Genomic DNA, 23,490 nt, shown 5'->3' on the forward strand with positions numbered 1-23,490 from the left:
GGACGGGCCGCATTTGTGTTGTCGGGATGACTTCGGTCGGGTCACTGCCTGCTGAGAGCGACCACTTCCTCGTCGGACAGCGGCGACGACGGGTGAAAGCTCAGGCACATCGAGGTGTTCACCTTCTGGAAGGACCCCCCATCGGGGGCCACGTAGAACTCGCCGGTGCCCAGGCGCCCGATGTCATTGATCCGGCTCCCTTTGGCGGAGGCCATCTCGTTCGCGGCGTTGATCTGTACCGGTGTGTTGAGGCGGCCGAAGAACTGGGTAGAGGCGTTGCCGACGATTTTGGCGTCGATGCCCTTGGGTGCCTGTGTCGCGAAGACCAGGCCCAGCCCGTACTTGCGCGCTTGCGACGCGAGCGCAACGGTGCTTCGCGTGCACGGGGTCACTCGGCCCGAGGGAACCAGGGTCTGAGCCTCGTCCATGACGAACAACGCGCCGAGTGGGCGATCGCCGGCTGGGTTCTTCTTGATCCAAGCGAACAGGGCGAGTTCGAGCTGATTGACGAAGCCCTGTCGATTGCCTTCGTCCGGTAGGCCGATCAGGCTGATCACCGAGATGCGGGCGCGTTTGCCGGCGGTCGGGGTGAGGAGGACCGATGGGTCGACCGGTGTTCCACCGCCGCCCAGCATGGGATTGATGATCATCGCCGCCTTGAGGTTCTCGGCAAGAATGCCGGCGAGCTTCTCGGTGTCGGTCAGACCGCTCATGTCGTCCGTCATCTCTGACAGAAGGGCGACGTACCCGGACAGTGACCCGCCGCCTTGTCGGCCGTACAGCGCCATCGATCGCTTGAGAATGGCTTCCTGGAGAGCTGCTTTCGCGCCGCTGACCCCGGCATACGGCTTGAGCGCGGATACTGCAGCATCGACGGCCAAGTCGAACTCGTCGGGGTTCTCTTGGACGGCCACGAAGTCGGGCAGTGGCTGAAAGCTCAACGGACGACCGCCGTTGAGTCGCGGTGTCCAGATCACGGTCTCGACGTCGGCGATGTAGTCGGCGGCTTTGGCGGCGTCGTCGCCGGACCAGCCCTCGGGAGCTTCGGGCCAGGCGGTGCCCAGCCGCGCAAGGTCGTTGTTGGGATCGAGGACGATGGCCGAAACACCCTGGAGCGCACATTCTTCGATGAGACGACGAATCATCACGGTCTTTCCCGAACCGGACCCGGCGAAGATGACCGTGTGTTTGCGTAGCGCTTCCAGCTCGACCGTCGCTGTCTTGCCCGAGCGTGAGACCCCGAGGGTGATGCTCGGCGCGGAAGTAGGCGACGGGGACGTGATGTCGGGTTGGACCGTGGGGTCGGGAGCCGGTATCTCGGTGGTGATCTGGGCGGACACCTCCGGTGCCGGCGCTGCGGGCGGGTCGTCGGTCTCGGGTGCGTGAGGTTCGACCGGCAGGCCTGGGGCATTCCATTGCGCGGCGTCTACAGAGGTGGGCTGCTGCGCAGGGCTGGTCCCGGCGTCACCGAGCGCGGCACTGAGGAACTCGATGTCGTGGGCAGGTTGGTGACTGCGGAGCCAGGCGTCGAATCCTGTGTGCATGGCCTTGGTCATCTCGTTGAGTGCACTGAGTTTGGCAAGGTCGTCGTACGACATCTCAAGTACTTGGCCACCATTCGCGGTGAACTCGCTGACCATGTCGGCTGTTTTGGGTCCGCCCGGCCAGTCGATGTTCCGCAGTATGAACAGTTGACGCCGGGGGACCGACGAGGACAGGCCGGCATCGATCGAAGCATTCCGCAAGCGGGACTGTACGGCTCCGGCGTGCGTGGCCGAGATGGCGCGAAATGCCCAGTGATGTTCATCGTCGGTGACGGAGTCGAGGCTCTGGCGCAAGCGGGCATGAAGGCGGTACTGGCCGCCGACCTGGTCGATGGTGAAGTCATCAGAGCCGGATTCGACTGCCCAGGCCCGTAATCCGGCGTTGAGAAGCGCCGGTATCACGTCGTCTTCTTTCTTCGGATCCACCGCAGACGCGGTCAGTGCGTTCTTGATGTGGCGTTGGTACACCTCGTCGAGGTCGCCTGCGGGTGTCTCGTCGGCATCGGGCTTTATCGGTCGCGGCGGAACGTCATCGCCGTTGCGTTGATCGATCAGCGATTCGAGTTCGGTGACGGACTCTGTGTCGAGGCAGTCGTTGATGTGCCGGTCGACGCGTTTGATCAACAACCGGGCATTGAGTGAGGTCGCGGCCGAAAATGCCGAATCCTGGATCGGCCAGGTCGGGTAAGGCGGTGTGAAGCCCAACTCCGCAAACGATTTGGACAGCCTCCGCTCGACGAGTGCGCGGGCAAAGGTGTCGTCGGGCAGGCCTTCGAGGATGAAGTTGGCGCGGAATCGATCCGGTACCGACGCCGTCGCTTGGAGTTCGATGATGGTCCAGACGGACGGAAGACACGACACGACGGTCACGGTGCGCAACAGCACTTCACGCACCGACATCAATCCGTGGGACACCTGGTCGACCACGGTGTCGGCATAAGAGTCGGTGGTGGTGGCGTCGGTGCCGGAACGGGCCTGGGCCAGCAACGTGTCGATCTGGTCGACGGCAAGGACAGTGGGACCGGTCGCCGCCATGTACTCCGAGATCGCCCGCACGGTTTGCTCGTACGGAAGCGCGCGGGGTGGTAGCTGCCATTCGGTTCGCTCGGCCGGGTCGATCTCGTCGATGTTGTTCTCGAGATAGGCGATACCGAGATCGTTCAGTCGCGAGCTCGGCGCCGCGGACAGCACAAGTGCCCGCAGGGTGGCGTGGTGACCGCGGATGAGAACAGGCAGTGGTTTGCGGAGGCTGTCGACGAACTGATCGAGAATCGCAGGCGTGATAAGGGTTTCACCCGAGATCGCGCGGCGGGCAACGCGTGAGGTGCCCGCCAGATCTGCCAGCCGCTGCATCACGTCATGGAGTTGGGTCTTGTCCACCGGCGGTTTGATCTGCCGGTTCAGGGAGTCGAGCAGTGAACTGAGCAAGGTGCGCCAGAAGTCACTGGGGTCGAGTAGATCCAGCATCACGAAGTAGCCCTGCTGGGCCTGTACGTACTCGCGGACCTGGCCGAGCAGATGTGTTTTACCCGAGCCGGCAGGTCCCTGCAACACCACACCGAGCGGGCTCGGACCGGTGCTCTCTTTGGCATCGGCGACGGCGCGTTCGATGGCGCGCCAGGCGTTGGCGTGCAGTCCGTCGACGTGGATGTCGTTGTGGGAGAGCCACACATCGTCCCGGGTATGGGCGGAGTTGGAGAATCCGCTGCGTGCCTTGGCGAGCGCGTCGAGTTGCGATACCGATGTCACGTCGGCTCCATACTGATGAGGTGCTTGTCCTGATTGCCGATTGAGACGGCTGCGGCGCGGGCTTGCGGCGTCAATGCCTTACGGTTCTCTTCCGGGATCAGCCGGATTCCTGGCCGGCTGTACAGAGACGAAAGCACCGCGTCCAGGTCGGGCCGCGCGACACTGCGCAGGTCTGCCCGGAGTTCGGCCAACCCGACCCACGCGCCGGGCTTACTCGCGAGTGTTCGATAGGTGTCGATGACTCGGGTCTCGATGTCAGTTGTCGTCTGTTCGGATGATTCTTGGCTGTCTGAATCTTCTGATGGCAGAAATACATCCGCCAATCGCAGGTTCGATCGTCGGAAGTGGCGGCCGAGTCCGGCGAGCACGGTGAAGAGCGCCTTGCCCTGTGGTGTGGTTCCGGCCGGGGGCGTCGTGCCGAGGAGTTCGTTGCACTTGGCCCAGCCGCGGTCGGACAACGAATGATGGTGGGGGACTTTCGAGGTGTCGCTGTCGATGAGCCCCTGTGCGTTCAGTTTGCGACGACTCGGGGCCTTGAGTTCCGGTCCGCGTTCGCGGATTTCTCCGTTTGTCAGGCCACGGGACTCGGCCATCAAGACCAAAAGGACGATCATTTCGGTACCGGTGAGGTCCGACGCGGTCACAGAAGCTCCTTTTCAGCCAAGCGGCTCGTACGCAGTCTGTGGATTATGTCCACAACCGCAGTGCTGTCGCTCAATACCTGTTCATTTGTGAAGCGCGCCACCATGTAACCGGCGAGTTGCAGGGCAATATCCCGTCGCCGGTCGTCTGAATACTTGGTTGCGGTCCGATGGTCGGCGCCGTCTATCTCGACAACCAGTCTCGCATCCGGCCACAGCAGATCGGCTCGTACGAACGGTTGAAGATCACCGGTGGGCACCAGGTGATTCCATCTCCGGTCGGTCGCCCAGGGGAGCCGGGACAGATGGGATTCGAGTCGCTGTTCGGCTGCGCTCGCCGGGTGTGGTCGTCCCGAGACCGGTGGGAAGGTCACGGGGTGCAGGACCCATGGGGATTCGTCGACGGTTGAGACGGCGCCGCCGGAGGGTATCCGCACCGACGGGAACCGGTCGACGTCCGCGGTGACGCCATCGAGAAGCCAGATGCCCACGTAACTGCTCAGCCAATCGCACACGGCCGCAACATGACTCTGAAGCTCATTTGGCAATGGCGTCGGGGAATACAACGCGAGGACGACCCGGTCTCGGGCGAAGCTGGACCGGATCACCCGGATCAGCCCCGACGTACGCGTGGTGTCGGAATACTTCTGCGCCAGCAGGAGCCGGTCGGCGCCGGTCTGTGCGGCGATCGCATTGGCGGTCAGATCCATCAGGAACGGACGGTAGTGCTCGGACCGCGAGGCGAGTTCCGAAGCGAGCGCGCGGCCGGCAACGCGGTCCACGGTGGTCCGGCCGGGGGCGGCCGCGGCGCCCGGGAGCCAGGCCGGATACAGGTCGTACGCCGTTGTCTCGAGCACGGCGACAAGGTCATCGAGCACCTGCGACATATCGGTGACCGTGTCGAGCCGGATGAGCAGGACCGCCGGCGCTTCGTCGGGGAGGTCGTCCAAGGCGAGCGCCAGGTCGCTCGGGCGCAGCCCGGTCAGCGCAGAGATCCCCGCTGTTGGTGCCGCCGCCCAATCCATGGGCCAGAACCTACCGCCAATCGAACGTGGCGGCAGTCCTAGTCGGTGCGGTCCGTTCGGGTTCGCAGCGGTGTGGTCATCATCGATGTGAGCATGTCGATGATCTCGTCCGGTTCGGATTCTGCCTGATCGCCGGACTCGGTTCGGCGTTCGAAGTCGGCGATCAATGCGAACATCGCGGTGGCCACCGCGGCCACCCGTCGGTGCCGGGTGGTGGTGTCACCGTCGAGCGATTTATCGAGCTGCTCAAGGACTTTCGGCCATTCGGTGTAACCCGTTGGGATGGATTCGTCCGGCCACGACGGCCGGGTCACCTCGAGGAATCGGGCGTAGTGGGTGCCCTTCATCTCCAGGATCGGTAGCACCAGGACACTGATGAGATCACGAACCGTCGGCTTCTTTCCCTGTGCGGCAAAGGTTTCCAACATGCGCGCGCGCTCGGACTCCATCGGGCCGAGGCGGCGCGCGACGATCGCTGCGATCAGCCCCTGGCGATTGCCGTAGTGGTACTGGACCGCGGAGTTGTTGCGGTGACCGGCCGCGACCGCGATGTCACGAAGGGGTACCTCGTATCCGCGGGTTGCGATCAGCCGTTCGGCCGCATCGAGCAACTCGCGTTTGCCACGGTCAAGGCCGGTATCGGTCATCAGGCCAGAGTTTACAGCCATGAGATGTGAACCACCCGCCGGCGTGTTTTACTTCCTCCAATGGAGGCTGCACTTCCATCGATCCTGGGGAGGAATCGAAAAGTGAGAAAACGGATACCAATGATCATCGCGGTTCTGATCATCGGCGCTGTCGGGGAATTCGCTGTCGCTGCACGTGTGGCCGCTGCGCCTGCAGAAGTCGACTTCGCCGCCGAAGCGCGGATTCAGGCGGTCGACATGGCGTCGCCACGCTGGGCAAAGCTGACCGTCTACTCGCCGTCCATGCAACGGGGGATCCGCGTGGACGTGTTGCTGCCCGAAGACCGAAGCGCCGAGAACAAACGTCCCACGCTGTACATGCTCGATGGGATCGATGCCGGGGTCTACACGGGTTACCGGCAGAGCGGGTGGACCCAATTCACCGACCTCGTCGACTTCACGGCCGACAAGAATGTCAATGTCGTGCTGCCGATCGGTGGTACCGGGAGCTATTACACGGACTGGCAACGGGACGATCCGGTCCTGGGCCGGAACCGGTGGGAGACCTTTCTCACCGATGAGCTGCCCCCGTTGATCGACCGGGAGTTCGCCGGGAACGGGCGAAATGCGCTGGAGGGGCTGTCGATGGGTGCGACCGGAGCCCTGATGCTCGCGGTGCGCAATCCTCATCTCTACGCGGGGGCGGCGCTGTTCAGCGGATGCCTGGATTTCCGGGACCAGACCTCCCAGCAGGCCTTGTCGGTGAGTGTGCGGACCCGGGGCGGCAATCCCGACAACATGTGGGGCCCGGCGTACAACCAGGCCTGGCGGGACCACGATCCGGCTCTCAACATCGCTGCGCTACGCGGCAAACCGCTGTACGTCGCCACCGGAAGCGGGTTGCCGGACTGGTCGCTGGGTCCCGCCGGTCTGGCCAGCCCGGTGGGTGGTGCCATCGAGGCAGGGGCTCTGGCATGCACCCGGACCTTCGAGGACAGCGCCAGGTCCGCCGGCGTTCCGGTCACGTACGACTACCGCGAAGGCCTGCATTCGTGGGGCTACTGGAAAGAAGACCTGCACCGGTCCTGGCCGACGATCGCCGAAGCCCTCGGTATGTGAGGCGGGTGTGCCGGCGCCTCAGGCGTCGGCGATGAGCATGACCCACGCCCCGGCGGCGAGTACGCACAGCGCGGTGAGAAGACCGCCGAGGATGATTCCGCTCCAGGCCTGACTCTCGCCGCTCTCGTATGGCCGGTCCTTGAGCTGGCCCAGCGCGATGACGCCCAGGACCACGCTCACCGGAGCGATCAGGGCGCCGGCGAAGCAGAAGAACATCGCGGGAAATGCGACGAGTGCGGAGACCAGCGAGCCGGTGGCCATCGAGTTCGAGCGTGGCCGCGCCACCAGATGTTGCGGGGCCATCAAATAGGGATTGGCGTAGTACTGCCCCTGGGCATACTGGCCAGGCGAATATTGGGCGGGCGGATACTGGGCGGGCGAGTACGCGACGGGATACGGCGGATAGGCCGGATCCAGCGCGGCGAGTGGATCGGCGTGAGGGTCGTACGGCTGCCAGAACTCCGCTCCGGGTGACGGTAGATCCGGTGTCGAGGGGTAGCCGGAAGACGTGGGCAACGGTGTCGTGTCGTGGCCGGGGCCAGGTGCGGGACCCTTGGTCAGATCGATCCGCCGGTGATCGGCAAAGCCATTGCTGTCGGTCATGTTTGCCTCTCTGCCAGACGCGCTGATTCCACTGTAAGGGAATCAAAATGACCTGCTGCGTGAACTGTGGTGCATCCGGCCGATAAGGCGCGAGAAGGCCCGGCCGCAGAAGCGGCCGGGCCTTCTGGCGATGTGGCGTGAAGCCTCAGCGACCGCCGCCCATCGACGTCAGGGCGGTGACGGCATCGGTGGAGAGTTTCCAGGTGCCGTCGGCGTAGACGTAGGCCAACGGCATCGCCACCGGCTCGGGGGTGTGGGGGCTGTCGACCTCGACGGTCGCCGTCGCGGTGGTGTCACCGTCGGCGGTCACTTCCGTCACCGTGAACTTGTCAGGGGTGTATCCGGCGGCCGAGAAGCCCTTGGCGAGCCCGGAAAGCCGTCCGGCGATGGCCGGATCGTCCGAGTCGACCAGATCGGTGTACGTCGCCGGGTCGGTGTCCGGGGACAGGACCCCCACGAGGACCTCCTGCGCGGTGTCGACCTCGAGTGCGGTGCCGGCTTCGGCACTGGTCGTGGTGCCCGAAGCCGCCGCCGCAGATGTCTCGGCGGCGGTTGAGGTGGAGGCTGTCGACGAGTCGGAATCGTCATCGCTGCAGGCGGCCACGCCGAACACGGCCAGGCCGATCAGGGCCGCGCCGGCCACGCTCTTGCGAATGTTCATGTTTTCTCCTCGGAGACCAATTTTGTTAGCTGACACTAACCTAAGTTAATTGCCTGATCCAGCGTCGTTCCGGGTCCCGTCGTTGGGTTCGGAATCGGGTGGGGTTGTCCCCCCAGAACTGGGGACTTACCGGGCCGGCCTGGACTTCCTAGGCTTTGGTGAGGGTCGGGGGGCTTGTGTAATGACGTCAACATCGCAGACGAAAAGAGTCGCCCCATGACTGTCGACAGTTCTATAGCCCCCTTGAGTGCAGCTCGGATCCCGGTTCTCTCGCCCCGGGAGGTCGAAGTGCTCCTCGCCTGGTTCGCCTTCGATTCCAAAGGGGAGGCGGCCGCGAAGCTGTATATTTCGCAGGCGACGGTCAACACCCACATCACCAGGATCCGGTCCAAATACTCGCTCGTCGGTAGGCCGGCCCGGACCAAATCGCAGCTGCTCGCCCGCGCGATCCAGGACGGGTTCACCTCACTCGACGACTGGTGAGCGGTCGCGACCAGCGGTGATTTGTATCCGACCTGGTCTTTCACCTATGCTTGACCGGTTGCCCGCGGCACGATTGTGTCCGCAAGTCGAGCAGCGAACCCCCTGCGGTGGATAACTGCAGGCAGGCGCGCCACCGATGGCAACGGACCGCGTGTGTCGGGACGGAAATCCGCCACACATATTTACCAGCCAGGTCAAGGAGAAAAAGTGATCCAGCAGGAATCACGCCTGCGGGTCGCCGACAACACCGGTGCCAAGGAAATCTTGTGCATCCGCGTGCTCGGAGGCTCGTCACGGCGCTACGCCGGCATTGGTGACGTCATCGTCGCCACTGTCAAAGACGCCATCCCCGGCGGAAACGTCAAGCGGGGAGAGGTCGTCAAGGCGGTCATCGTCCGCACCACCAAGGAGCGTCGTCGTCCGGACGGTTCGTACATCAAGTTCGATGAGAACGCTGCCGTCATCATCAAGAACGAGAGCGATCCGCGCGGAACCCGCATCTTCGGCCCGGTCGGCCGCGAGCTGCGTGAGAAGAAGTTCATGAAGATCGTCTCGCTGGCTCCGGAGGTGCTCTGATATGAAGGTTCACAAGGGCGATACCGTGATCGTCGTCGCAGGCAAGGACAAGGGCGCAAAGGGCAAGGTCATCGAGTCCTACCCGCAGCGCAACCGGGTCCTCGTCGAAGGCGTCAACCGGATCAAGAAGCACACCTCCGCCTCGCAGAACGAGCGTGGCGCATCCTCGGGCGGCATTGTCACCCAGGAAGCCGCCATCCACGTCTCGAACGTGATGGTCGTTGACTCTGACGGCAACCCCACGCGCATCGGTTACCGCACCGACGACAACGGCAAGCGCGTGCGCATTTCCCGCAAGAACGGGAAGGACATCTGACATGAGCACCACTGAGAAGATCCAGCCTCGGCTGAAGCTCCGCTACCGCGCGGAGATCAAAGACGCTCTGAACGAGCAGTTCGACTACGACAACGTCATGCAGATTCCCGGCGTCGTCAAGGTCGTCGTGAACATGGGTGTCGGCGACGCCGCCCGTGACGCGAAGCTGATCAACGGTGCGGTCAAAGACCTCGCGCTGATCACCGGCCAGAAGCCCGAGATCCGTAAGGCACGCAAGTCGATCGCGCAGTTCAAGCTGCGTGAAGGCATGCCCATCGGCGCGCGCGTCACCCTTCGTGGCGACCGCATGTGGGAGTTCCTCGACCGCCTCGTCTCGATCGCACTGCCGCGTATCAGGGACTTCCGTGGCCTGAGCGATCGCCAGTTCGACGGCAACGGCAACTACACCTTCGGTCTCAATGAGCAGTCGATGTTCCATGAGATCAACATCGACAACATCGACCGGCCCCGCGGCATGGACATCACCATCGTCACCACCGCGACCAACGATGACGAAGGTCGGGCACTGCTGCGTCAGCTCGGCTTCCCGTTCAAAGACTCAAACGCGAAGGACAACTGACATGGCAAAGAAGGCGCTGGTCAACAAGGCCAACAAGAAGCCCAAGTTCGCCGTGCGTGGCTACACCCGCTGCAACCGCTGCGGACGCCCGCACTCGGTCTTCCGCAAGTTCGGCCTGTGCCGTATCTGCTTGCGCGAAATGGCACACGCGGGCGAGCTGCCAGGTGTGCAGAAGAGCAGCTGGTGATCTTTTAGCCCTCGGCTGAACGCTCCACTTCTACAAAGACGCTCCACCTATTGGTGGAGCGTCTTTGTGTTTGTGGAGCGTTTCTGTTTCAGGGTCTGTTCTTGCGTCGTTGCGCCTGACGTCGCTGTGCCCGGTTGGGGGCAGTGGGTGGTGCGATCGCCCGCGGCGGACGCGGGCCACCGCTGACGTCGGACAGCATGCCCTTGATCTGCTGGTGGTCCGGTTGCAGTGTGTAGCCCTCATCCCAGGGGAATGTCCCGTGGTCGTCGGGCCAGACAACCTGCAGTGCAGGCGAATTCGGGAACAGCTCGTTGGTGATGATCAGATCTTGCTTGTCGATCAGTTCGATCAGCCGGACCGGGACGTCCAGTGATCGCAGTGAGACATCGACGGACTCGTCGACGATGCGGCACCAGTCGTACCCGTGAAGCAGATCGCCGAGTTCGTTGAGGACGTGTCCACTGGTTGCGGCGTCGAGTCCGTACACCGCAAGCTCTGGGAGCGAGTGCAGTCCCAGGCCGGTGGTGTAGGCGAATGAGCAGTCGGGTGGAACGCACTCGGCGGAGTCGCAGTCGCACTTGTCGCTCACGGCCGTCACCGCCCAGCCGTGTCTTCTGATCCGGCCGATCGCCGACTGCACGAGAGGGTTGCGGTGCCACCGGGGAAGCCCTTTGATGGCCGATGCATGGTCAGACATGTTCGCTCCTTTGTTCGAGTTGGAACATTGGAACAGTGCCGTCGGACAACGAGACATCTTCGTCCCCGTCAGGTGCCACCGAGGGCACTATGCCCTTCGGCCCAGCTCACGGGGTCGTTTATGGCGATGTGGGGCCGGCACGGGATTCGGCGCGTCCCATCAGGGTGGAAACAGGGGTGTTCAGTGCAGCCGAGTTGGCGAGGCGGGGGATCGACCGGTCGGGTCTGCGCAAGCACGTCCGGGATGGATCCCTGATCAGGCTGCGCCCCGGGTGGTACGCGACGCCGACAGCGGATTCGGTTGTGGTCGAGGCGGTCACGGCCGGCGGCGTGCTCAGTTGTGTCTCGGCGCTGCGGCACCACGGCATCTGGGTACCCCCTGGCGACAAGCGTGTTCACGTCCGGGTCAGCAAGCACGGAAAGCAGAAAGGAGGCCGGTTCTGCCAGGGCTACGGCAGACCGGTTCCTGCGACAACCGCGGTCGATCCGATACCGATCGCGCTCGGGTGCGCCGCCCGGTGCCTGGGTGAGCAGGAGTGGATTGTCGTATGCGATTCAGTCCTGGGCATCACCGAGGTGGATGTGCCGACTTTGCAGGGTCAGATCGGAGCGGTGCCCCGGCGAATCCTGGACATGATGTCCAAATGCGATTCGTCGTCCCAGTCGGGTACAGAATCGCTGGCTCGATTGCGTTTGCGCGCAGCAGGATTCGCTGTCCATGTGCAACCGAAGATTCCCGCTGTCGGCAGGGTTGACCTACGCGTGGGGCGATTGCTGATCGAGTGTGACAGCAAGGCGCACCACACGAGTCTGGCGAATTATCAAAACGATCGTCGCCGGGACCGGCAGGCGCTGCTCGGTCGGTGGTTGACGATGCGGATCACCTATGACGATGTTCTGTACGGCTGGGACGAGGTGCTGGCCGACGTTCGGGCGATCACCCGTACCGACCGGCATCGAATCCGGGGGCGGCCCCAGGATCGTCCCCGTCAGGGGTAGCCGAGGGAAGTGTGCCCTTGGCGACCTCTGCAGGGGATGAACTTGGGGACTAGCGGCCGAGTAGGCCGCCGAGACCGCCGGCGACGCCGGACTGGTTACCGCCACCGGTGCCGCCGATGAAACCGCCCGGCGGGAGTTCGGAGGGCTGCACGACCACAAAACCCTGACCACTGAAGGCGAGGGTGAACCGTTCGCCGGTGCTGCGGCCCATCAGGGTCCCGAGGTTGAACGAATCGTTGCGTTTGATGCTGGTCTGCAGGCTCGACGACCATGCGACCGCAGCGTTCGGATCGGCGAAGGTCTGCTGATCGACGGTCAGGACCACCGGATTCCCGTCGGTGGTGATCGCGATCCGGCCCCGGCCGGTGAACACACAGTTGAACAATCCGGCATTGCTCTGCGAGGCCGCGCCCTGGACCCGCTTGACGTCGTAGCTCAGGGTCGAGTCGAAGGCGAGCACGTTGGCGCCGTTGATGGTCAGCCCGTCCGAGCCGTCGAGATCGATCAGGTGGACGTCGGCGGCCGCGTCGGCCAGGAACAGGTCGCCTTGGCCGGTGACCTTCATCAGCGGGACGCCTTCGCCGCTCAGGGTGTTCCGGATGGCCCGCCCGATACCGCCGGAGCCCTGGGCCTCGAAGGTGAGATTGCCCTGGTAGGCGACCATCGAACCCGAGCGCGCCATGACCTCGCCGTTCATGCCGACGCGACACATCTTGCTGCCCTGCTTCTGGATGCCGCTGCCGGACACCTCGGCGTGCGCCGGTGCGAAAAGGTCACTGTTCATGGCGGGAACTCCCTGGTGCTGTGCTGCGGGTGGGGTCTGTGCGTATGTCTGGGCGGGGGCCGGTCGGTTCGGTGGTGGCGCGCCCTGGCCGGCCGGTGGCCACGGCATGGGGTCCGGCGTCTGGGGTGCCGGCGCTGGATCGTCGTCGACCTGGATGCCGAAAGCTGTTGCCAGACCGGCCAGTCCGTCGTCGTAGCCCTGTCCGACCGCGCGGACCTTCCAGGCGTCGCCGCGGCGGTAGACCTCCATGCAGACAACACCCGACTCCGAGGTCAGGCGGGCCGGGGTGAACGACACGGTCGGACGACCTGAGCCGTCGCGTAACTCGGCCCGCAGCGTGCCCGCCGTGGCGAACGTGGTCGGGCCGGTGCCGTCGAGGCTGGCGGTGATCGCGATCGTCTCGATGTCGCCGGGAACTCTGGTCGTGTCGATGGTGATGATGTCGCTGCGGACGTCGCTGCTGTAGACCACGCCCGGACCGCGGGACTGGTTGTAGAAGATCAGGTCGTCGTCCGAGCGGACCCGGCCGTTCGACGCCAGTAACACCGCCGACGTGTTGACCGGGGATGCGCAGGTGACGGAGACACTGATCAGCTGCGAGGGCAGTGGAGTATTTTCTCCTGGAGCAAGTTCTCTCATGGCCCCATCCATTGTTCCAGGCGGGCTGGTTCGGCGGGTGATCTGGCAGCTGGTAGGGCGCAATTTGGCCTGAGCAGCTGTTTTCCTTACACTGGGACAGTTGCCTCGGCAGAGCCGTGCCTTCGGTCGGTTCGAAATGCCCAGGTAGCTGAGAATTTTCTTGGCCTTGAGCTTTGAAAACTCCTGAGTGCACCTGTGCATTCGGGGGAGCACCACCCCTGACCGGCAACGGTCGGTCAGGACAGAACTCACTTCGTTGTAGGCCCACGATGTGACGTAAAAGGCCCGACGAATGCCCCGGCGTTCACGGGAACCGGTGCGCGCATGCTGCATGGGAACCGCTGCGAGAAAGGTTGACGGTCTCTTATGACCATGACTGATCCGATTGCAGACTTCTTGACGCGTCTGCGTAACGCCAATTCGGCGTATCACGATGAGGTGTCGCTGCCCGCGTCGAAGATCAAGGCGAACATCGCCGAGATCCTCAAGCGCGAGGGCTACATCACCGACTACCGCACAGAAGATGCTGAAGTCGGCAAGAACCTCGTCGTCTCGCTGAAGTACGGCCCCACCCGCGAGCGGAGCATCGCCGGCCTGCGCCGCGTCTCCAAGCCGGGCCTGCGGGTCTACGCAAAGTCCACAAATCTGCCAAAGGTGCTCGGTGGCCTGGGCGTGGCGATCATCTCCACGTCCTCGGGTCTGCTGACCGACCGCCAAGCCGCCAGCGCGGGCGTGGGCGGCGAAGTCCTCGCGTACGTCTGGTAAGGGGCACAAACTATGTCGCGTATTGGAAAGAACCCGGTCGCAATTCCGGCCGGAGTAGACGTGAAGATCGACGGCCAGATCGTCAACGTCAAGGGCCCCAAGGGGCAGTTGTCGGTGACGATCTCGGAGCCGATCGCTGTCGCCGTTGAGGAGGGGACCATTGTTGTCACCCGTCCCAACGACGAGCGCCGCAACCGTGCACTGCACGGCCTGAGCCGCACCCTGGTGGCCAACCTGGTCACCGGTGTCACCGAGGGATATGTCCGCAAGATGGAGATCTTCGGTGTTGGTTACCGTGTGGCACTGAAGGGCAGCGACCTCGAGTTCGCGCTCGGATACAGCCACCCGGTGCCGATCAAGGCGCCTGCCGGCATCACTTTCACGGTGGAATCGCCCACCAAATTCTCGGTTTCGGGAATCGACAAGCAACAAGTCGGACAGATCTCGGCGAACATCCGCCGCCTGCGCCGTCCCGACCCGTACAAGGGTAAGGGCGTCCGCTTCGAGGGTGAGCAGATCCGTCGCAAGGTCGGAAAGACGGGTAAGTGACATGAGTGAAGCAACAGTGACTAAAACTGCGGGAAAGCCCAAGCGCGTTCCCCTCGGTAAAGACGCATCGACCCGTCGTCGGGTCTCCAACGCACGCCGTCACTTCCGGCTGCGTAAGAAGATCAGCGGCACCCCTGAGCGTCCTCGCCTGGTGGTCAAGCGGAGCTCACGTCACATCCACGTGCAGCTCATCGACGATCTCGCCGGTAACACCGTGGCCGCAGCCTCGACCATCGAGGCCGATGTCCGCGCGACCGGTGGCGACAAGTCGGCACAGAGCAAGAAGGTCGGCGAACTGATCGCCGCCCGCGCCAAGGCTGCCGGTGTGCAGGCCGTGGTGTTCGACCATGGTGGCCACGGCTACCACGGCCGTATCGCCGCGTTGGCGGACGCCGCCCGTGAGGGAGGGCTCGAGTTCTGATGTCGACCACAACGATTTGCAATGGAAGGACCATCTGATGCCGGGACGTCAGCGGCGTGATGGCGGTACCGGAAGCGGACCCGCCGGAAGTAACAGCAATGACCCGAACGCCAACAACGCGGGCGGCGACCGCCGCGGTGGCGGCGGTAACCGTGACCGTCGCGACAACCAGCGCGGTGGCGGCCGGGAAGACAAGAATCAACTAGAGCGTGTGGTTGCCATCAACCGCGTCTCGAAGGTGGTCAAGGGTGGACGTCGGTTCTCCTTCACCGCTCTCGTGGTCGTCGGTGACGGCAACGGACTGGTCGGTGTCGGCTACGGCAAGGCCAAAGAGGTTCCGGCCGCGATCCAGAAGGGTGTCGAGGAGGCTCGTAAGAGCTTCTTCCGCGTCCCGATGATCGGCGCGACCATCACCCACCCCGTGCAGGGCGAAGCCGCTGCCGGTGTTGTGATGCTGCGTCCGGCCAGCCCCGGTACCGGTGTGATCGCCGGTGGCGCGGTGCGTGCCGTGCTCGAGTGCGCGGGTGTCCACGACATCCTCGGCAAGAGCCTCGGTTCGGACAACGCCATCAACGTGGTCCACGCGACCGTTGCAGCTCTCAAGATGCTGCAGCGCCCCGAAGAGGTTGCCGCACGTCGCGGTCTGCCGATCGAGGATGTCGCCCCGGCCGGTATGTTGCGCGCCCGAGCAGGACAGGGAGCTTGATATGGCCGAGTTGAAGATCACCCAGGTGAAAAGCACCATCGGGCAGAAGAGCAATCAGCGTGACAGCCTGCGGACCCTCGGTCTCCGAAAGATCCGCCAGACCGTCACCCGCGAGGACAATGCCCAGAACCGCGGCTTGATCAAAGCGGTCCGGCACCTCGTGACCGTCGAAGAGGTTTAGTCACAATGACAATCAAATTGCATCATCTTCGCCCCGCACCGGGGTCGAAGACAGAAAAGACCCGCGTCGGTCGTGGTGAAGGCTCCAAGGGTAAGACCGCGGGTCGCGGCACCAAGGGCACCAAGGCACGCAAGAACGTGCCGGCCGGCTTCGAGGGTGGGCAGATGCCCATTCACATGCGGCTGCCGAAGCTCAAGGGCTTCAAGAACCGCAACCGGGTCGAGTACCAGGTTGTCAATCTCGACGACATCGCCCGGTTGTTCCCCGAAGGGGGCACCATCGGTGTCGAAGAGTTGGTCGCCAAGGGCGCGGTTCGTAAGAACGAACTGGTGAAGGTGCTCGGAGAGGGCGAATTGTCGGTGGCCGTGCAGGTCAGCGCCAACAAGTTCTCGTCGTCGGCCAGCGAGAAGATCGCTGCTGCCGGCGGTACGACGACTGTCCTGTAAGGCAGCCGTAGTCCATCGACCACCCGGACTCGCTACAGTGGCGGACGGCGCGGACATCATTGCCGCGCCGTTCGTCACTTCAGTGGTCACCGCTCGGTTCCCCGAACCGGTGACTGTTAGAGTTCAAGAGTTGTTCGTAGCCCGGTGCAACGCTGCTGCCGGAGCGACTTTGCCCAGGAGGAGTTAGTGCGTTCCGCCGTCATATCGGCCTTCAGGACACCCGACCTGAGGCGGAAGATTCTCTTCGTTCTGGGAATCATCATCCTTTATCGTCTCGGTGCGACCATTCCGTCGCCCGGCGTCGACTATCAAGAGATCCAGCAGTGTCTGGACGATGTCTCGCGTGGAGATTCCGCGGGCATCTATTCGCTGATCAACATGTTCTCCGGTGGAGCTCTGCTCCAGCTGTCCGTGTTCGCGATCGGCATCATGCCGTTCATCACCGCGAGCATCATCGTGCAGCTGTTGACCGTGGTCATCCCGCGCTTCGAGCAGTTGCGCAAGGAAGGCCAGTCCGGTCAGGCCAAGATGACGCAGTACACGCGTTACCTCACGGTGGCGCTGGCGCTCCTGCAGTCCACGGGCATCGTCGCCCTGGCATCGCGGGGCAATCTGCTGCCCGACTGTTCGAACAGCGATCAAATCCTGAACGACCAGTCGATCTTCGGGCTTCTCATCATCGTGCTGGTCATGACGGCCGGCGCCTGTGTGGTGATGTGGTTCGGTGAGCTGATCACCGAGCGCGGCATCGGCAACGGTATGTCGCTGATGATCTTCGCCGGTATCGCCGCACGTATCCCGTCCGAGGGCAAGACCATCCTCGACACCCGTGGCGGCCTGGTGTTCTTCCTGGTGATCCTGGCCGCGTTGGCGATCGTCGCCGGTGTCGTCTTCATCGAGCAGGGCCAGCGCCGCATCCCGGTGCAGTACGCCAAACGCATGGTCGGACGGAAGATGTACGGCGGTTCGTCGACCTACCTGCCGTTGAAGGTCAACCAGGCCGGCGTCATCCCGGTGATCTTCGCGTCGTCGCTGTTGTACCTGCCCAACCTGATCCTGCAGCTGACGCAGAGCCAGACCGAAGAGCCTTCGTGGTGGCAGCGTCAGATCCAGACATACCTGGTGGACCCCAGCAACCCGGTCTACATCCTCGTCTACTTCCTGATGATCATCTTCTTCACGTACTTCTATGTGGCGGTCACGTTCAACCCACAGGAACGTGCGGACGAGATGAAGAAGTACGGCGGCTTCATTCCGGGCATCCGTCCGGGTCAGCCCACTGCCGACTACCTCGGCTACGTGTTGAGCCGGATCACCCTGCCCGGATCCATCTACCTGGGCATCATCGCCGTTCTGCCGAACCTCTTCCTGGAGATCGGCAACTCGGGTGGTGTCCAGAACATTCCGTTTGGCGGTACCGCGGTGCTGATTATGGTCGGCGTCGGTTTGGACACCGTCAAACAGATCAATTCGCAGCTCATGCAGCGCAAGTATGAAGGGTTCCTCAAGTGAGACTGGTGTTTCTCGGCCCGCCCGGAGCCGGCAAGGGTACACAGGCCGAACTGCTCTCGGAGAGCATTGGTATCCCGCACATCTCGACCGGAGATCTGTTCCGCGCGAATATTTCACAGGGGACTCCGATCGGCCTCGAGGCCAAGAAGTACCTCGACGCCGGCAATCTCGTACCGTCGCAGATCACCGTCGACATGGTGCGGGCACGGGTGGCGGAGCCGGATGCGGCGAAGGGTTTCATCCTCGACGGGTTCCCGCGGTCGACCGAGCAGGCCGACGCGCTGACCGGGATCCTCTCCGATCTCGACACCAAGCTCGACGCCGTGCTGTCGTTCAGCGTCGACGAGGACGTCGTCGTCAAACGGATGCTGGCCCGCGGCCGCGCCGACGACACCGAAGAGGTCATCCGCAACCGCATGCACGTCTACGAAAAAGAGACGTCGCCGTTGCGTGAGTACTACGGCAATGCGGTCAAGACGATCGACGCCATGGGTGACGTGAACGAAGTGCATCAGCGGGTGCTGCGCGCCCTTGGTGCCTGATCGCAGTACCGGTGGTGCCCCGATCTCACGGTCAACACGAATCAGAAGGTGATCATGGGGTTTCGTAAACCGAAACCGGTCCCATTCCGCAGTGCCGGTGAGGTGGACGCCATGGCGGCCGCCGGCGCTATCGTCGGACGCGCCCTGGTGGCGGTCCGCGAGGCTGCCAAACCCGGTGTGACGACCCTTGAGCTCGACGAGATCGCCGAGGCCGTCATCCGTGACGCCGGAGCGGTCCCGTCGTTCCTCGGGTACCACGGGTTCACCGGGTCGATCTGCAGTTCGGTGAACGAGGTCGTGGTGCACGGCATCCCGTCGAAAGACGTTGTGCTGGCCGAACACGATCTCGTCTCGATCGACTGTGGTGCGATCCTCGACGGGTGGCACGGCGATTCCGCCTGGACCTTCGGGATCGGTGAGTTGTCCCAGGCCGACTCCGATCTGAACGAGGCCACCCGACTGGCTCTCGATGCGGGCATCGCGGCGATGGTCGAGGGAGGTCGTCTCACCGACATCTCCCACGCGATCGAAACCGCCACCCGCGCCGCGGAGAAGAAGTTCGGGCGCGAGTTCGGGATCGTCGACGGCTACGGCGGTCACGGAATCGGGCGCGAGATGCACCTCGATCCGTTCCTGGCGAACGAGGGCAAACCAGGACGTGGACCGGTTCTGGTGATCGGTTCGACGCTGGCCATCGAGCCGATGTTGTCGCTGGGAACGGTGGATACCACTGTGCTCGAAGATGATTGGACCGTCGTCACCAACGACGGGAGCCGGGCTTCGCACTGGGAACACACCGTTGTGGTGACCGGCGACGGACCGCGGATTCTCACCACCCGGCCGTAGCGCCCGGCGTTCTGGGCACCTACACCTCGAGGGCGATGGTGACCGGACCGTCGTTGACCAGTGCCACCTGCATATGGGCGCCGAAGCGTCCCGTTTCAACGTGCGCGCCCAACGCCCGTAGCCCGGAGATGACCTGCTCGACAAGCGGTTCCGCAACGGGCCCGGGCGCGGCCGCATTCCACGATGGTCGCCGACCCTTGGCGGTGTTGGCGTACAGCGTGAACTGGCTGATCGCCAGGATCGGTGCCCCGACGTCGGCTGCGGAGCGTTCGCCGTCCAAGATGCGCAGGCGCCAGATCTTTTCGGCGAGCGTGGCGGCCTTGGCACTGGTGTCGTCGTGGGTGACGCCGATCAGCGCGACCAACCCGTGTGCGCCGTCGCTCAATGACAGAGCACCCACCGTTTCGCCGTCGACGCTGACCGAGGCGGCGGTGACGCGTTGCAAGATTGCTTTCACCCGGTCAATTCAATCAGTGGCGAGTTGATAGGCGACGACGACCTCGACCGGTCCGGTGGGAGCGCTCTCGTCTCCGCCCTGCACCGTCCACGGTCCGGTCGAGGTATCGATGACGTCTCGGACCGGATTGCCGATTCCGGGTAGCGGCTCGGTGTAGACGCCTTTGGTCGGGCCTCCGGTGCAGCCGTAGACGTGCACATAGCGGACATCGCCGGTGGCCACGGCCATCGGGTTGCGGCCGAGGGTGCACCGGGAATCGTCGGCGAGGTCGAGTCCGGCGGGGATGTAGGGGCTGACGTCGGACATCATCGTGAACGTGGCGCCCATCGTGCCCAGCTCCCGATCGCGGGGATCGGCGAGACAGGCGGCGGTGTTCTCGGCGGCCTGCCAGCAGAACCGGGGCCCGTCCGGGGCCTCGGAGCACCGGTAGCCTCCGCTGATATCGGTGAAGCACTCCAGCGGAGCCAGGGTTGCGACGTCGTGGGTGCTGTATCCGGCGACGAGCATGCCGTCGCGGTGGGGCCCGAACGGGTTGATCGTGCGGACCTCGGTGGCTGCCGCGGGTGCACTCGATCTCGTCGGACGGTCGGGGTCGGGGTTCTGCGTGGCGCAACCACAGATCAGCGCGATCGAGATGGCGACCAGAGCCACGGCAGTCCGCATGGGTGCGACATTACGTCCGTCGCCTGCCGGTTTGAAGCCCGCTGAGGTCATTGGCGGCAATTGAATGACGCCCGACGGAAGGTTGCGGCGGGTGCGTCGGGTTCAATTGACGGATGACCGATTTTGGAACCCACGGTGTATGGGTGGGGTTCTCGGCGTTGTCGCCGGAGCAGGCGCAACAGATCGAGAAGCTGGGATACGGCACGATCTGGCTGGGAGGTTCGCCCCCGTCTCTGACTCCGGCGCGGATGGTGCTCGAGGCCACGGATTCGATCCAGGTGGCCACTGGGATCGTCAACATCTGGAATACCGACCCGGCCCAGATCGCGGAGCAGTTCAGCGCGCTCGAGGACGATTTCCCCGGTCGCTTCCTACTCGGCATCGGGGTCAGTCACCCGGAGGCCGTCTCCGAATACAAGAGTCCTTATGAGTCGCTCGTTGCCTACCTCGACGTGCTCGACCAAGGTGGTGTGCCGGTCGACCGCCGGGTGATCGCCGCACTCGGACCGCGCATGCTGCGCCTGGCCGCGGAACGTTCACTGGGGTCCCACCCCTATCTGGTGCCACCGGCCCACACCGAGTACGCCAGGAAGATCCTGGGCCCCGACAAGTTCCTCGCCCCGGAACACAAGGTCGTGTTGACCGAGGACGCGCAACTGGCCCGTTCAGTCGGCCGTCCGTACGTCGACCAGCCGTACCTTCACCTGCAGAACTACACCAACAACCTCAAGCGTTTCGGATACACCGATGCCGATATCGCCGATGGGGGCTCGGACGCGTTGATCGATGAACTCGTGGCCCACGGCACCGCCGAGGTCGTCCGCGAGAAACTCGACGCCCACCTCGGTCGGGGTGCCGACCACGTGGCCATCCAGGTCCTCGGGGACGTCGATATCGTCGAGATCCTCAGCCAGTTGATCTGACCGCGGCCGGTTCCGCGGTCTGCGTGGCCGAACGCGCGCGAACGGACGTGTCCAGGGCCCGGACCTCGATGGGCACGCCGGTCATGTTCGCCATGCCGGCCAGCCGTTCGAGGTCGTCGGGGTCGGACGAGATCAGGGCGTTGACGTTCGCGCCTCCGCTCCCCAGGTCATTGGCGGACGCGGCGTTCGCCTGAGTCCAGCCACCGGTGCCGTTGTGGCCCCAACCATGCGGTATCGCAACAACGCCGGGCTTGATGTCGTCGGTCAGCATGACGGGCAGCGCTATCTGACCGTGACGGGAGCGGACCGTGACGAGTTCGCCCTCGGCGATGTCGCGGGCCTGGGCGTCAACCGGATGCATCCTGGCCGCGTGGGTGCGGCCGCCGCGCAGGAGCAGGGGCGCGTTGTGCTGCCAGCTGTTCTCCGAGCGGATCTCCCGCATGCCGATGAGGCGCAGCGGGAACGCTGGGTCCGGGGTGTGGTCGAGGCGGTCGAGTTCGGCGATCAATTCGGGTCCGTCCACCCGGATCTTGCGGCTTCTGTGGGTGATGATCCCGCGGAGTTGTCCCGGTTCGAGATGTTCGGCGACGATCTTGCCGTGCGGGAACCCCGTGACCAGCCGGTGCAGGTTCAGGCCCGCCCTGCGCAGTCCGAAACGATCGCCGCCGGTGCCGACCCGGATGAGCAGATCCGACAGTCGATCCGGCGTCAAGGGCTTGCCGATACGGGTGGTGAGGCGGTTGAACAGGTGCAGCGCACCGAGCAGCGGGACCCGGGTGGCCAGTGCGGCAACCAGTTCGTTGATGATCACCCACTCTTCGCGGGCCTGCCCGCGTGGCGCGATGACCGCCCCGGTGGCCTGCTTGAACGGTGTGGTGAACAACGCCTGGAACGGCAGCAGGAAGTCCGACCGCTCGTACATGGTCGTCGCCGGCAGGATGTAGTCGGCGTGCGCGTTGGTCTCGTTCTGGTAGATGTCCAGTGAGACAAACAGTTCCAGCCCGTCGAGCGCCGTGCTCAACTCATCGCCGTTGGGCACCGAGAGCACCGGGTTGCCGGCGCTGATGAACATCGCCTTGAGTTGTCCGGGCCCGGGGGTGGTCATCTCCTTCGCCATCACCGACGCCGGAGCGGTCCCGAGTATCTGTGGCAGGTCGCCGATCCGGCTCCGTCGGCCCGACCAGGCGAACCGCGGAAGACGCTGCAGCGCTGCCACACCCAGGCGCTGTCCGGGGATGCCGAGATCGCCGAACATCGACCCGCCGACCTCGTCGAGGTTGCCCGCCACCAGGTTCACGATGTCGAGCAGCGCGGTGGTCAGGGTCCCGGTGCGACCGAGTGAGGTGCCGATCCGGCCGTACACCGCGGCCCGCTCGGTCGACACCAGATCGCGGGCGATCCCGCGGACCACCTCGGCGTCGATGCCGGTGTGCTCTGCGGTGGTCTCCGGCGAATATGCCTGTGCCACATCCCTGATCGTCGCCAGACCGGTGCTCCGGGCGGCCAGCCGATCGTCGTCCGCGAGATGTTCGTCGAACATGACGTGCAGGAGGGAGAGAAGCAGGAGCGCGTCGGTGTCGGGCACGATGGGCGCCCACTCGAACTCGCGGGCGGTTTCGGTTCGCCGAGGGTCGATGACCAGCACCCGGCCGCCGCGTTTGGTGATCGCGGTCAGGCCTTCCCTGATGCGCGGCGAGCTCATCACACTGCCGTGGGAGACAACGGGATTGGCGCCGATGATGACGAGGAACTGCACCCGGTTGATGTCGGGGATCGGCGCGGTGAGCGGGTTGCCGTACAGGAAATGGCTGGCGGCGAAACGGTTGTTCACGTCCTGTGAGCCGGCCGAATAGATGTGAGGCGTACCCAGCAGGTTGAGGAACATGCCCGCCCACATGACGTGACCGGCACTGAAGGTTGCCGGGTTGCCGAAATACCAGCCGATCGACGACGCGCCGTCGCGGCGGTGGATGGCAGAGAGTTTCGTGGTGATCTCACCCATCGCGGTGTCCCAGGAGACCTGCTCGAACTCGCCGCGGGCGTTCTTCCGGAGAGGATGCAGGACGCGGTCGGGGTCGTTGACGATCTCGCTGAACGCGATGCCCTTGGGGCAGGCGAACCCCTTCGACAGGGGGTTGTCCGGGTCCGGGCGCAGGGACAGCAGCCGACCGTCCTCGACGGTCGCGATCATCCCGCACAGTGGCTCACAGATCCGGCAGTAGGTGGTCTTCTCCTGCGCCATGGCTCATCT

The 23,490-nt window shown here is 64.2% G+C and carries 28 protein-coding genes; 17 read left to right on the plus strand and 11 right to left on the minus strand.

Translation table 11 applies throughout. The features are described 5' to 3' along the window. Positions 1 to 41: 41 nt before the first annotated feature. Genes AC51GR_RS03865 through AC51GR_RS03880 form a run of 4 tightly spaced genes read right to left on the minus strand, consistent with a single transcriptional unit; the run spans position 42 to position 5,606 of the window. Positions 42 to 3,293: a helicase HerA domain-containing protein gene (locus tag AC51GR_RS03865; protein WP_496323294.1), complete on the minus strand. Its 3,252-nt coding sequence runs from the start codon at positions 3,291 to 3,293 to the stop codon at positions 42 to 44. Further along, on the minus strand, positions 3,290 to 3,937 hold the full coding sequence (locus AC51GR_RS03870) for a hypothetical protein (RefSeq protein ID WP_496323295.1): 648 nt from the start codon (positions 3,935 to 3,937) through the stop codon (positions 3,290 to 3,292). Before AC51GR_RS03870 ends, AC51GR_RS03865 begins: the two co-directional genes overlap by 4 nt. Continuing rightward, the gene (locus AC51GR_RS03875; protein WP_496323296.1) at positions 3,934 to 4,959 is read right to left on the minus strand and encodes an endonuclease domain-containing protein; all 1,026 of its coding nucleotides are present in this window, start codon (positions 4,957 to 4,959) and stop codon (positions 3,934 to 3,936) included. Before AC51GR_RS03875 ends, AC51GR_RS03870 begins: the two co-directional genes overlap by 4 nt. A 38-nt stretch (positions 4,960 to 4,997) precedes the next feature. Further along, positions 4,998 to 5,606, minus strand: coding sequence for a TetR/AcrR family transcriptional regulator (locus AC51GR_RS03880; RefSeq protein ID WP_496323297.1), 609 nt, complete (start codon positions 5,604 to 5,606; stop codon positions 4,998 to 5,000). Between the two features lie 120 nt (positions 5,607 to 5,726). Here AC51GR_RS03880 and AC51GR_RS03885 point away from each other — a divergent pair, with 120 nt between their 5' ends. Next, on the plus strand, positions 5,727 to 6,704 hold the full coding sequence (locus tag AC51GR_RS03885; protein ID WP_496323298.1) for an alpha/beta hydrolase: 978 nt from the start codon (positions 5,727 to 5,729) through the stop codon (positions 6,702 to 6,704). Between the two features lie 18 nt (positions 6,705 to 6,722). On the opposite strand, the gene AC51GR_RS03890 is transcribed toward AC51GR_RS03885, so the two are convergent. Both AC51GR_RS03890 and AC51GR_RS03895 read right to left on the minus strand, forming a co-directional pair. Then, positions 6,723 to 7,307: a DUF4190 domain-containing protein gene (locus AC51GR_RS03890; RefSeq protein WP_496323299.1), complete on the minus strand. Its 585-nt coding sequence runs from the start codon at positions 7,305 to 7,307 to the stop codon at positions 6,723 to 6,725. 145 nt (positions 7,308 to 7,452) lie between these two features. Then, positions 7,453 to 7,968, minus strand: coding sequence for an MTB12 C-terminal domain-containing protein (locus AC51GR_RS03895; protein ID WP_496323300.1), 516 nt, complete (start codon positions 7,966 to 7,968; stop codon positions 7,453 to 7,455). A gap of 216 nt (positions 7,969 to 8,184) precedes the next feature. On the opposite strand from AC51GR_RS03895, the gene AC51GR_RS03900 reads away from it, so the two are divergent. The 5 genes from AC51GR_RS03900 (at position 8,185) to AC51GR_RS03920 (ending at position 10,110) form a co-directional block, all read left to right on the plus strand. Continuing rightward, a complete protein-coding gene (locus AC51GR_RS03900) occupies positions 8,185 to 8,451 on the plus strand; it encodes a response regulator transcription factor (protein ID WP_496323301.1) in 267 nt (88 codons plus the stop codon). A gap of 207 nt (positions 8,452 to 8,658) precedes the next feature. Next, positions 8,659 to 9,027 (plus strand): 50S ribosomal protein L14, encoded by a 369-nt coding sequence (rplN, locus tag AC51GR_RS03905; RefSeq protein ID WP_020109916.1) that lies wholly within the window; start codon positions 8,659 to 8,661, stop codon positions 9,025 to 9,027. 1 nt (position 9,028) lies between these two features. Further along, positions 9,029 to 9,343 (plus strand): 50S ribosomal protein L24, encoded by a 315-nt coding sequence (gene rplX / locus AC51GR_RS03910; RefSeq protein ID WP_476030133.1) that lies wholly within the window; start codon positions 9,029 to 9,031, stop codon positions 9,341 to 9,343. Position 9,344: 1 nt separating this feature from the next. Next, positions 9,345 to 9,923 (plus strand): 50S ribosomal protein L5, encoded by a 579-nt coding sequence (gene rplE, locus AC51GR_RS03915; protein WP_495514981.1) that lies wholly within the window; start codon positions 9,345 to 9,347, stop codon positions 9,921 to 9,923. A 1-nt stretch (position 9,924) separates the two neighbouring features. Beyond that, positions 9,925 to 10,110, plus strand: coding sequence for a type Z 30S ribosomal protein S14 (locus AC51GR_RS03920; protein WP_023955966.1), 186 nt, complete (start codon positions 9,925 to 9,927; stop codon positions 10,108 to 10,110). Between the two features lie 88 nt (positions 10,111 to 10,198). On the opposite strand, the gene AC51GR_RS03925 is transcribed toward AC51GR_RS03920, so the two are convergent. Continuing rightward, complete coding sequence (locus AC51GR_RS03925) at positions 10,199 to 10,807, minus strand: DUF4262 domain-containing protein (RefSeq protein ID WP_496323302.1); 609 nt, start codon at positions 10,805 to 10,807, stop codon at positions 10,199 to 10,201. A gap of 176 nt (positions 10,808 to 10,983) precedes the next feature. Here AC51GR_RS03925 and AC51GR_RS03930 point away from each other — a divergent pair, with 176 nt between their 5' ends. Continuing rightward, positions 10,984 to 11,805, plus strand: a complete 822-nt coding sequence (locus AC51GR_RS03930; protein ID WP_496323303.1) for a type IV toxin-antitoxin system AbiEi family antitoxin domain-containing protein — start codon at positions 10,984 to 10,986, stop codon at positions 11,803 to 11,805. Positions 11,806 to 11,854: 49 nt separating this feature from the next. Here the strand turns inward: AC51GR_RS03930 and AC51GR_RS03935 are convergent, their stop codons facing one another. Beyond that, positions 11,855 to 13,228: an AIM24 family protein gene (locus AC51GR_RS03935; protein WP_496323304.1), complete on the minus strand. Its 1,374-nt coding sequence runs from the start codon at positions 13,226 to 13,228 to the stop codon at positions 11,855 to 11,857. A 366-nt stretch (positions 13,229 to 13,594) separates the two neighbouring features. On the opposite strand from AC51GR_RS03935, the gene rpsH reads away from it, so the two are divergent. From rpsH to map, 9 genes are all read left to right on the plus strand, one after another. Continuing rightward, positions 13,595 to 13,993: a 30S ribosomal protein S8 gene (gene rpsH / locus AC51GR_RS03940; protein WP_496323305.1), complete on the plus strand. Its 399-nt coding sequence runs from the start codon at positions 13,595 to 13,597 to the stop codon at positions 13,991 to 13,993. Between the two features lie 12 nt (positions 13,994 to 14,005). Next, positions 14,006 to 14,542, plus strand: a complete 537-nt coding sequence (rplF, locus tag AC51GR_RS03945; protein WP_496323306.1) for a 50S ribosomal protein L6 — start codon at positions 14,006 to 14,008, stop codon at positions 14,540 to 14,542. Position 14,543: 1 nt separating this feature from the next. Beyond that, positions 14,544 to 14,963 (plus strand): 50S ribosomal protein L18, encoded by a 420-nt coding sequence (gene rplR, locus AC51GR_RS03950; RefSeq protein WP_496323307.1) that lies wholly within the window; start codon positions 14,544 to 14,546, stop codon positions 14,961 to 14,963. Between the two features lie 37 nt (positions 14,964 to 15,000). Beyond that, complete coding sequence (gene rpsE / locus AC51GR_RS03955; protein WP_496323308.1) at positions 15,001 to 15,669, plus strand: 30S ribosomal protein S5; 669 nt, start codon at positions 15,001 to 15,003, stop codon at positions 15,667 to 15,669. A 1-nt stretch (position 15,670) separates the two neighbouring features. Beyond that, on the plus strand, positions 15,671 to 15,850 hold the full coding sequence (gene rpmD / locus AC51GR_RS03960) for a 50S ribosomal protein L30 (RefSeq protein WP_084835423.1): 180 nt from the start codon (positions 15,671 to 15,673) through the stop codon (positions 15,848 to 15,850). Between the two features lie 5 nt (positions 15,851 to 15,855). Beyond that, positions 15,856 to 16,296 carry a 50S ribosomal protein L15 gene (gene rplO / locus AC51GR_RS03965; RefSeq protein WP_496323309.1) on the plus strand — a complete coding sequence of 147 codons (441 nt, stop codon included), beginning with the start codon at positions 15,856 to 15,858 and terminating at the stop codon, positions 16,294 to 16,296. Positions 16,297 to 16,482: 186 nt separating this feature from the next. After that, positions 16,483 to 17,808, plus strand: a complete 1,326-nt coding sequence (gene secY / locus AC51GR_RS03970; protein WP_496323310.1) for a preprotein translocase subunit SecY — start codon at positions 16,483 to 16,485, stop codon at positions 17,806 to 17,808. Next, on the plus strand, positions 17,805 to 18,350 hold the full coding sequence (locus AC51GR_RS03975; protein WP_496323311.1) for an adenylate kinase: 546 nt from the start codon (positions 17,805 to 17,807) through the stop codon (positions 18,348 to 18,350). The genes secY and AC51GR_RS03975 overlap by 4 nt, the downstream gene beginning before the upstream one ends. Before the next feature lie 54 nt (positions 18,351 to 18,404). Beyond that, positions 18,405 to 19,196, plus strand: coding sequence for a type I methionyl aminopeptidase (gene map / locus AC51GR_RS03980; RefSeq protein WP_496323312.1), 792 nt, complete (start codon positions 18,405 to 18,407; stop codon positions 19,194 to 19,196). A 19-nt stretch (positions 19,197 to 19,215) separates the two neighbouring features. On the opposite strand, the gene dtd is transcribed toward map, so the two are convergent. Together dtd and AC51GR_RS03990 are read right to left on the minus strand one after the other, a co-directional pair. After that, on the minus strand, positions 19,216 to 19,653 hold the full coding sequence (gene dtd / locus AC51GR_RS03985; protein ID WP_496323313.1) for a D-aminoacyl-tRNA deacylase: 438 nt from the start codon (positions 19,651 to 19,653) through the stop codon (positions 19,216 to 19,218). Between the two features lie 9 nt (positions 19,654 to 19,662). Next, positions 19,663 to 20,316, minus strand: a complete 654-nt coding sequence (locus tag AC51GR_RS03990) for a hypothetical protein (RefSeq protein ID WP_496323314.1) — start codon at positions 20,314 to 20,316, stop codon at positions 19,663 to 19,665. Positions 20,317 to 20,429: 113 nt separating this feature from the next. Here AC51GR_RS03990 and AC51GR_RS03995 point away from each other — a divergent pair, with 113 nt between their 5' ends. Beyond that, a complete protein-coding gene (locus tag AC51GR_RS03995) occupies positions 20,430 to 21,239 on the plus strand; it encodes an LLM class F420-dependent oxidoreductase (RefSeq protein WP_496323315.1) in 810 nt (269 codons plus the stop codon). On the opposite strand, the gene AC51GR_RS04000 is transcribed toward AC51GR_RS03995, so the two are convergent. Beyond that, on the minus strand, positions 21,223 to 23,481 hold the full coding sequence (locus AC51GR_RS04000; protein ID WP_496323316.1) for a molybdopterin-containing oxidoreductase family protein: 2,259 nt from the start codon (positions 23,479 to 23,481) through the stop codon (positions 21,223 to 21,225). The two genes, AC51GR_RS03995 and AC51GR_RS04000, sit on opposite strands and share 17 nt — an antisense overlap. Between the last annotated feature and the right edge of the window lie 9 nt (positions 23,482 to 23,490).

The organism is Williamsia sp. z71 (genome assembly GCF_059553375.1).

What these genes read in the sequence shown, in the direction of transcription:
- AC51GR_RS03875 (WP_496323296.1), bottom strand. Translation starts at nt 4,959, where the DNA reads ATGGATTGGGCGGCGGCACCAACAGCGGGGATCTCTGCGCTGACCGGG.
- AC51GR_RS03880 (WP_496323297.1), bottom strand. Translation starts at nt 5,606, where the DNA reads ATGACCGATACCGGCCTTGACCGTGGCAAACGCGAGTTGCTCGATGCG.
- AC51GR_RS03885 (WP_496323298.1), top strand. Translation starts at nt 5,727, where the DNA reads ATGATCATCGCGGTTCTGATCATCGGCGCTGTCGGGGAATTCGCTGTC.
- AC51GR_RS03890 (WP_496323299.1), bottom strand. Translation starts at nt 7,307, where the DNA reads ATGACCGACAGCAATGGCTTTGCCGATCACCGGCGGATCGATCTGACC.
- AC51GR_RS03895 (WP_496323300.1), bottom strand. Translation starts at nt 7,968, where the DNA reads ATGAACATTCGCAAGAGCGTGGCCGGCGCGGCCCTGATCGGCCTGGCC.
- AC51GR_RS03900 (WP_496323301.1), top strand. Translation starts at nt 8,185, where the DNA reads ATGACTGTCGACAGTTCTATAGCCCCCTTGAGTGCAGCTCGGATCCCG.
- rplX (WP_476030133.1), top strand. Translation starts at nt 9,029, where the DNA reads ATGAAGGTTCACAAGGGCGATACCGTGATCGTCGTCGCAGGCAAGGAC.
- rplE (WP_495514981.1), top strand. Translation starts at nt 9,345, where the DNA reads ATGAGCACCACTGAGAAGATCCAGCCTCGGCTGAAGCTCCGCTACCGC.
- AC51GR_RS03920 (WP_023955966.1), top strand. Translation starts at nt 9,925, where the DNA reads ATGGCAAAGAAGGCGCTGGTCAACAAGGCCAACAAGAAGCCCAAGTTC.
- AC51GR_RS03925 (WP_496323302.1), bottom strand. Translation starts at nt 10,807, where the DNA reads ATGTCTGACCATGCATCGGCCATCAAAGGGCTTCCCCGGTGGCACCGC.
- AC51GR_RS03935 (WP_496323304.1), bottom strand. Translation starts at nt 13,228, where the DNA reads ATGAGAGAACTTGCTCCAGGAGAAAATACTCCACTGCCCTCGCAGCTG.
- rpsH (WP_496323305.1), top strand. Translation starts at nt 13,595, where the DNA reads ATGACCATGACTGATCCGATTGCAGACTTCTTGACGCGTCTGCGTAAC.
- rplF (WP_496323306.1), top strand. Translation starts at nt 14,006, where the DNA reads ATGTCGCGTATTGGAAAGAACCCGGTCGCAATTCCGGCCGGAGTAGAC.
- rplR (WP_496323307.1), top strand. Translation starts at nt 14,544, where the DNA reads ATGAGTGAAGCAACAGTGACTAAAACTGCGGGAAAGCCCAAGCGCGTT.
- rpsE (WP_496323308.1), top strand. Translation starts at nt 15,001, where the DNA reads ATGCCGGGACGTCAGCGGCGTGATGGCGGTACCGGAAGCGGACCCGCC.
- rpmD (WP_084835423.1), top strand. Translation starts at nt 15,671, where the DNA reads ATGGCCGAGTTGAAGATCACCCAGGTGAAAAGCACCATCGGGCAGAAG.
- rplO (WP_496323309.1), top strand. Translation starts at nt 15,856, where the DNA reads ATGACAATCAAATTGCATCATCTTCGCCCCGCACCGGGGTCGAAGACA.
- map (WP_496323312.1), top strand. Translation starts at nt 18,405, where the DNA reads ATGGGGTTTCGTAAACCGAAACCGGTCCCATTCCGCAGTGCCGGTGAG.
- AC51GR_RS03990 (WP_496323314.1), bottom strand. Translation starts at nt 20,316, where the DNA reads ATGCGGACTGCCGTGGCTCTGGTCGCCATCTCGATCGCGCTGATCTGT.
- AC51GR_RS03995 (WP_496323315.1), top strand. Translation starts at nt 20,430, where the DNA reads ATGACCGATTTTGGAACCCACGGTGTATGGGTGGGGTTCTCGGCGTTG.
- AC51GR_RS04000 (WP_496323316.1), bottom strand. Translation starts at nt 23,481, where the DNA reads ATGGCGCAGGAGAAGACCACCTACTGCCGGATCTGTGAGCCACTGTGC.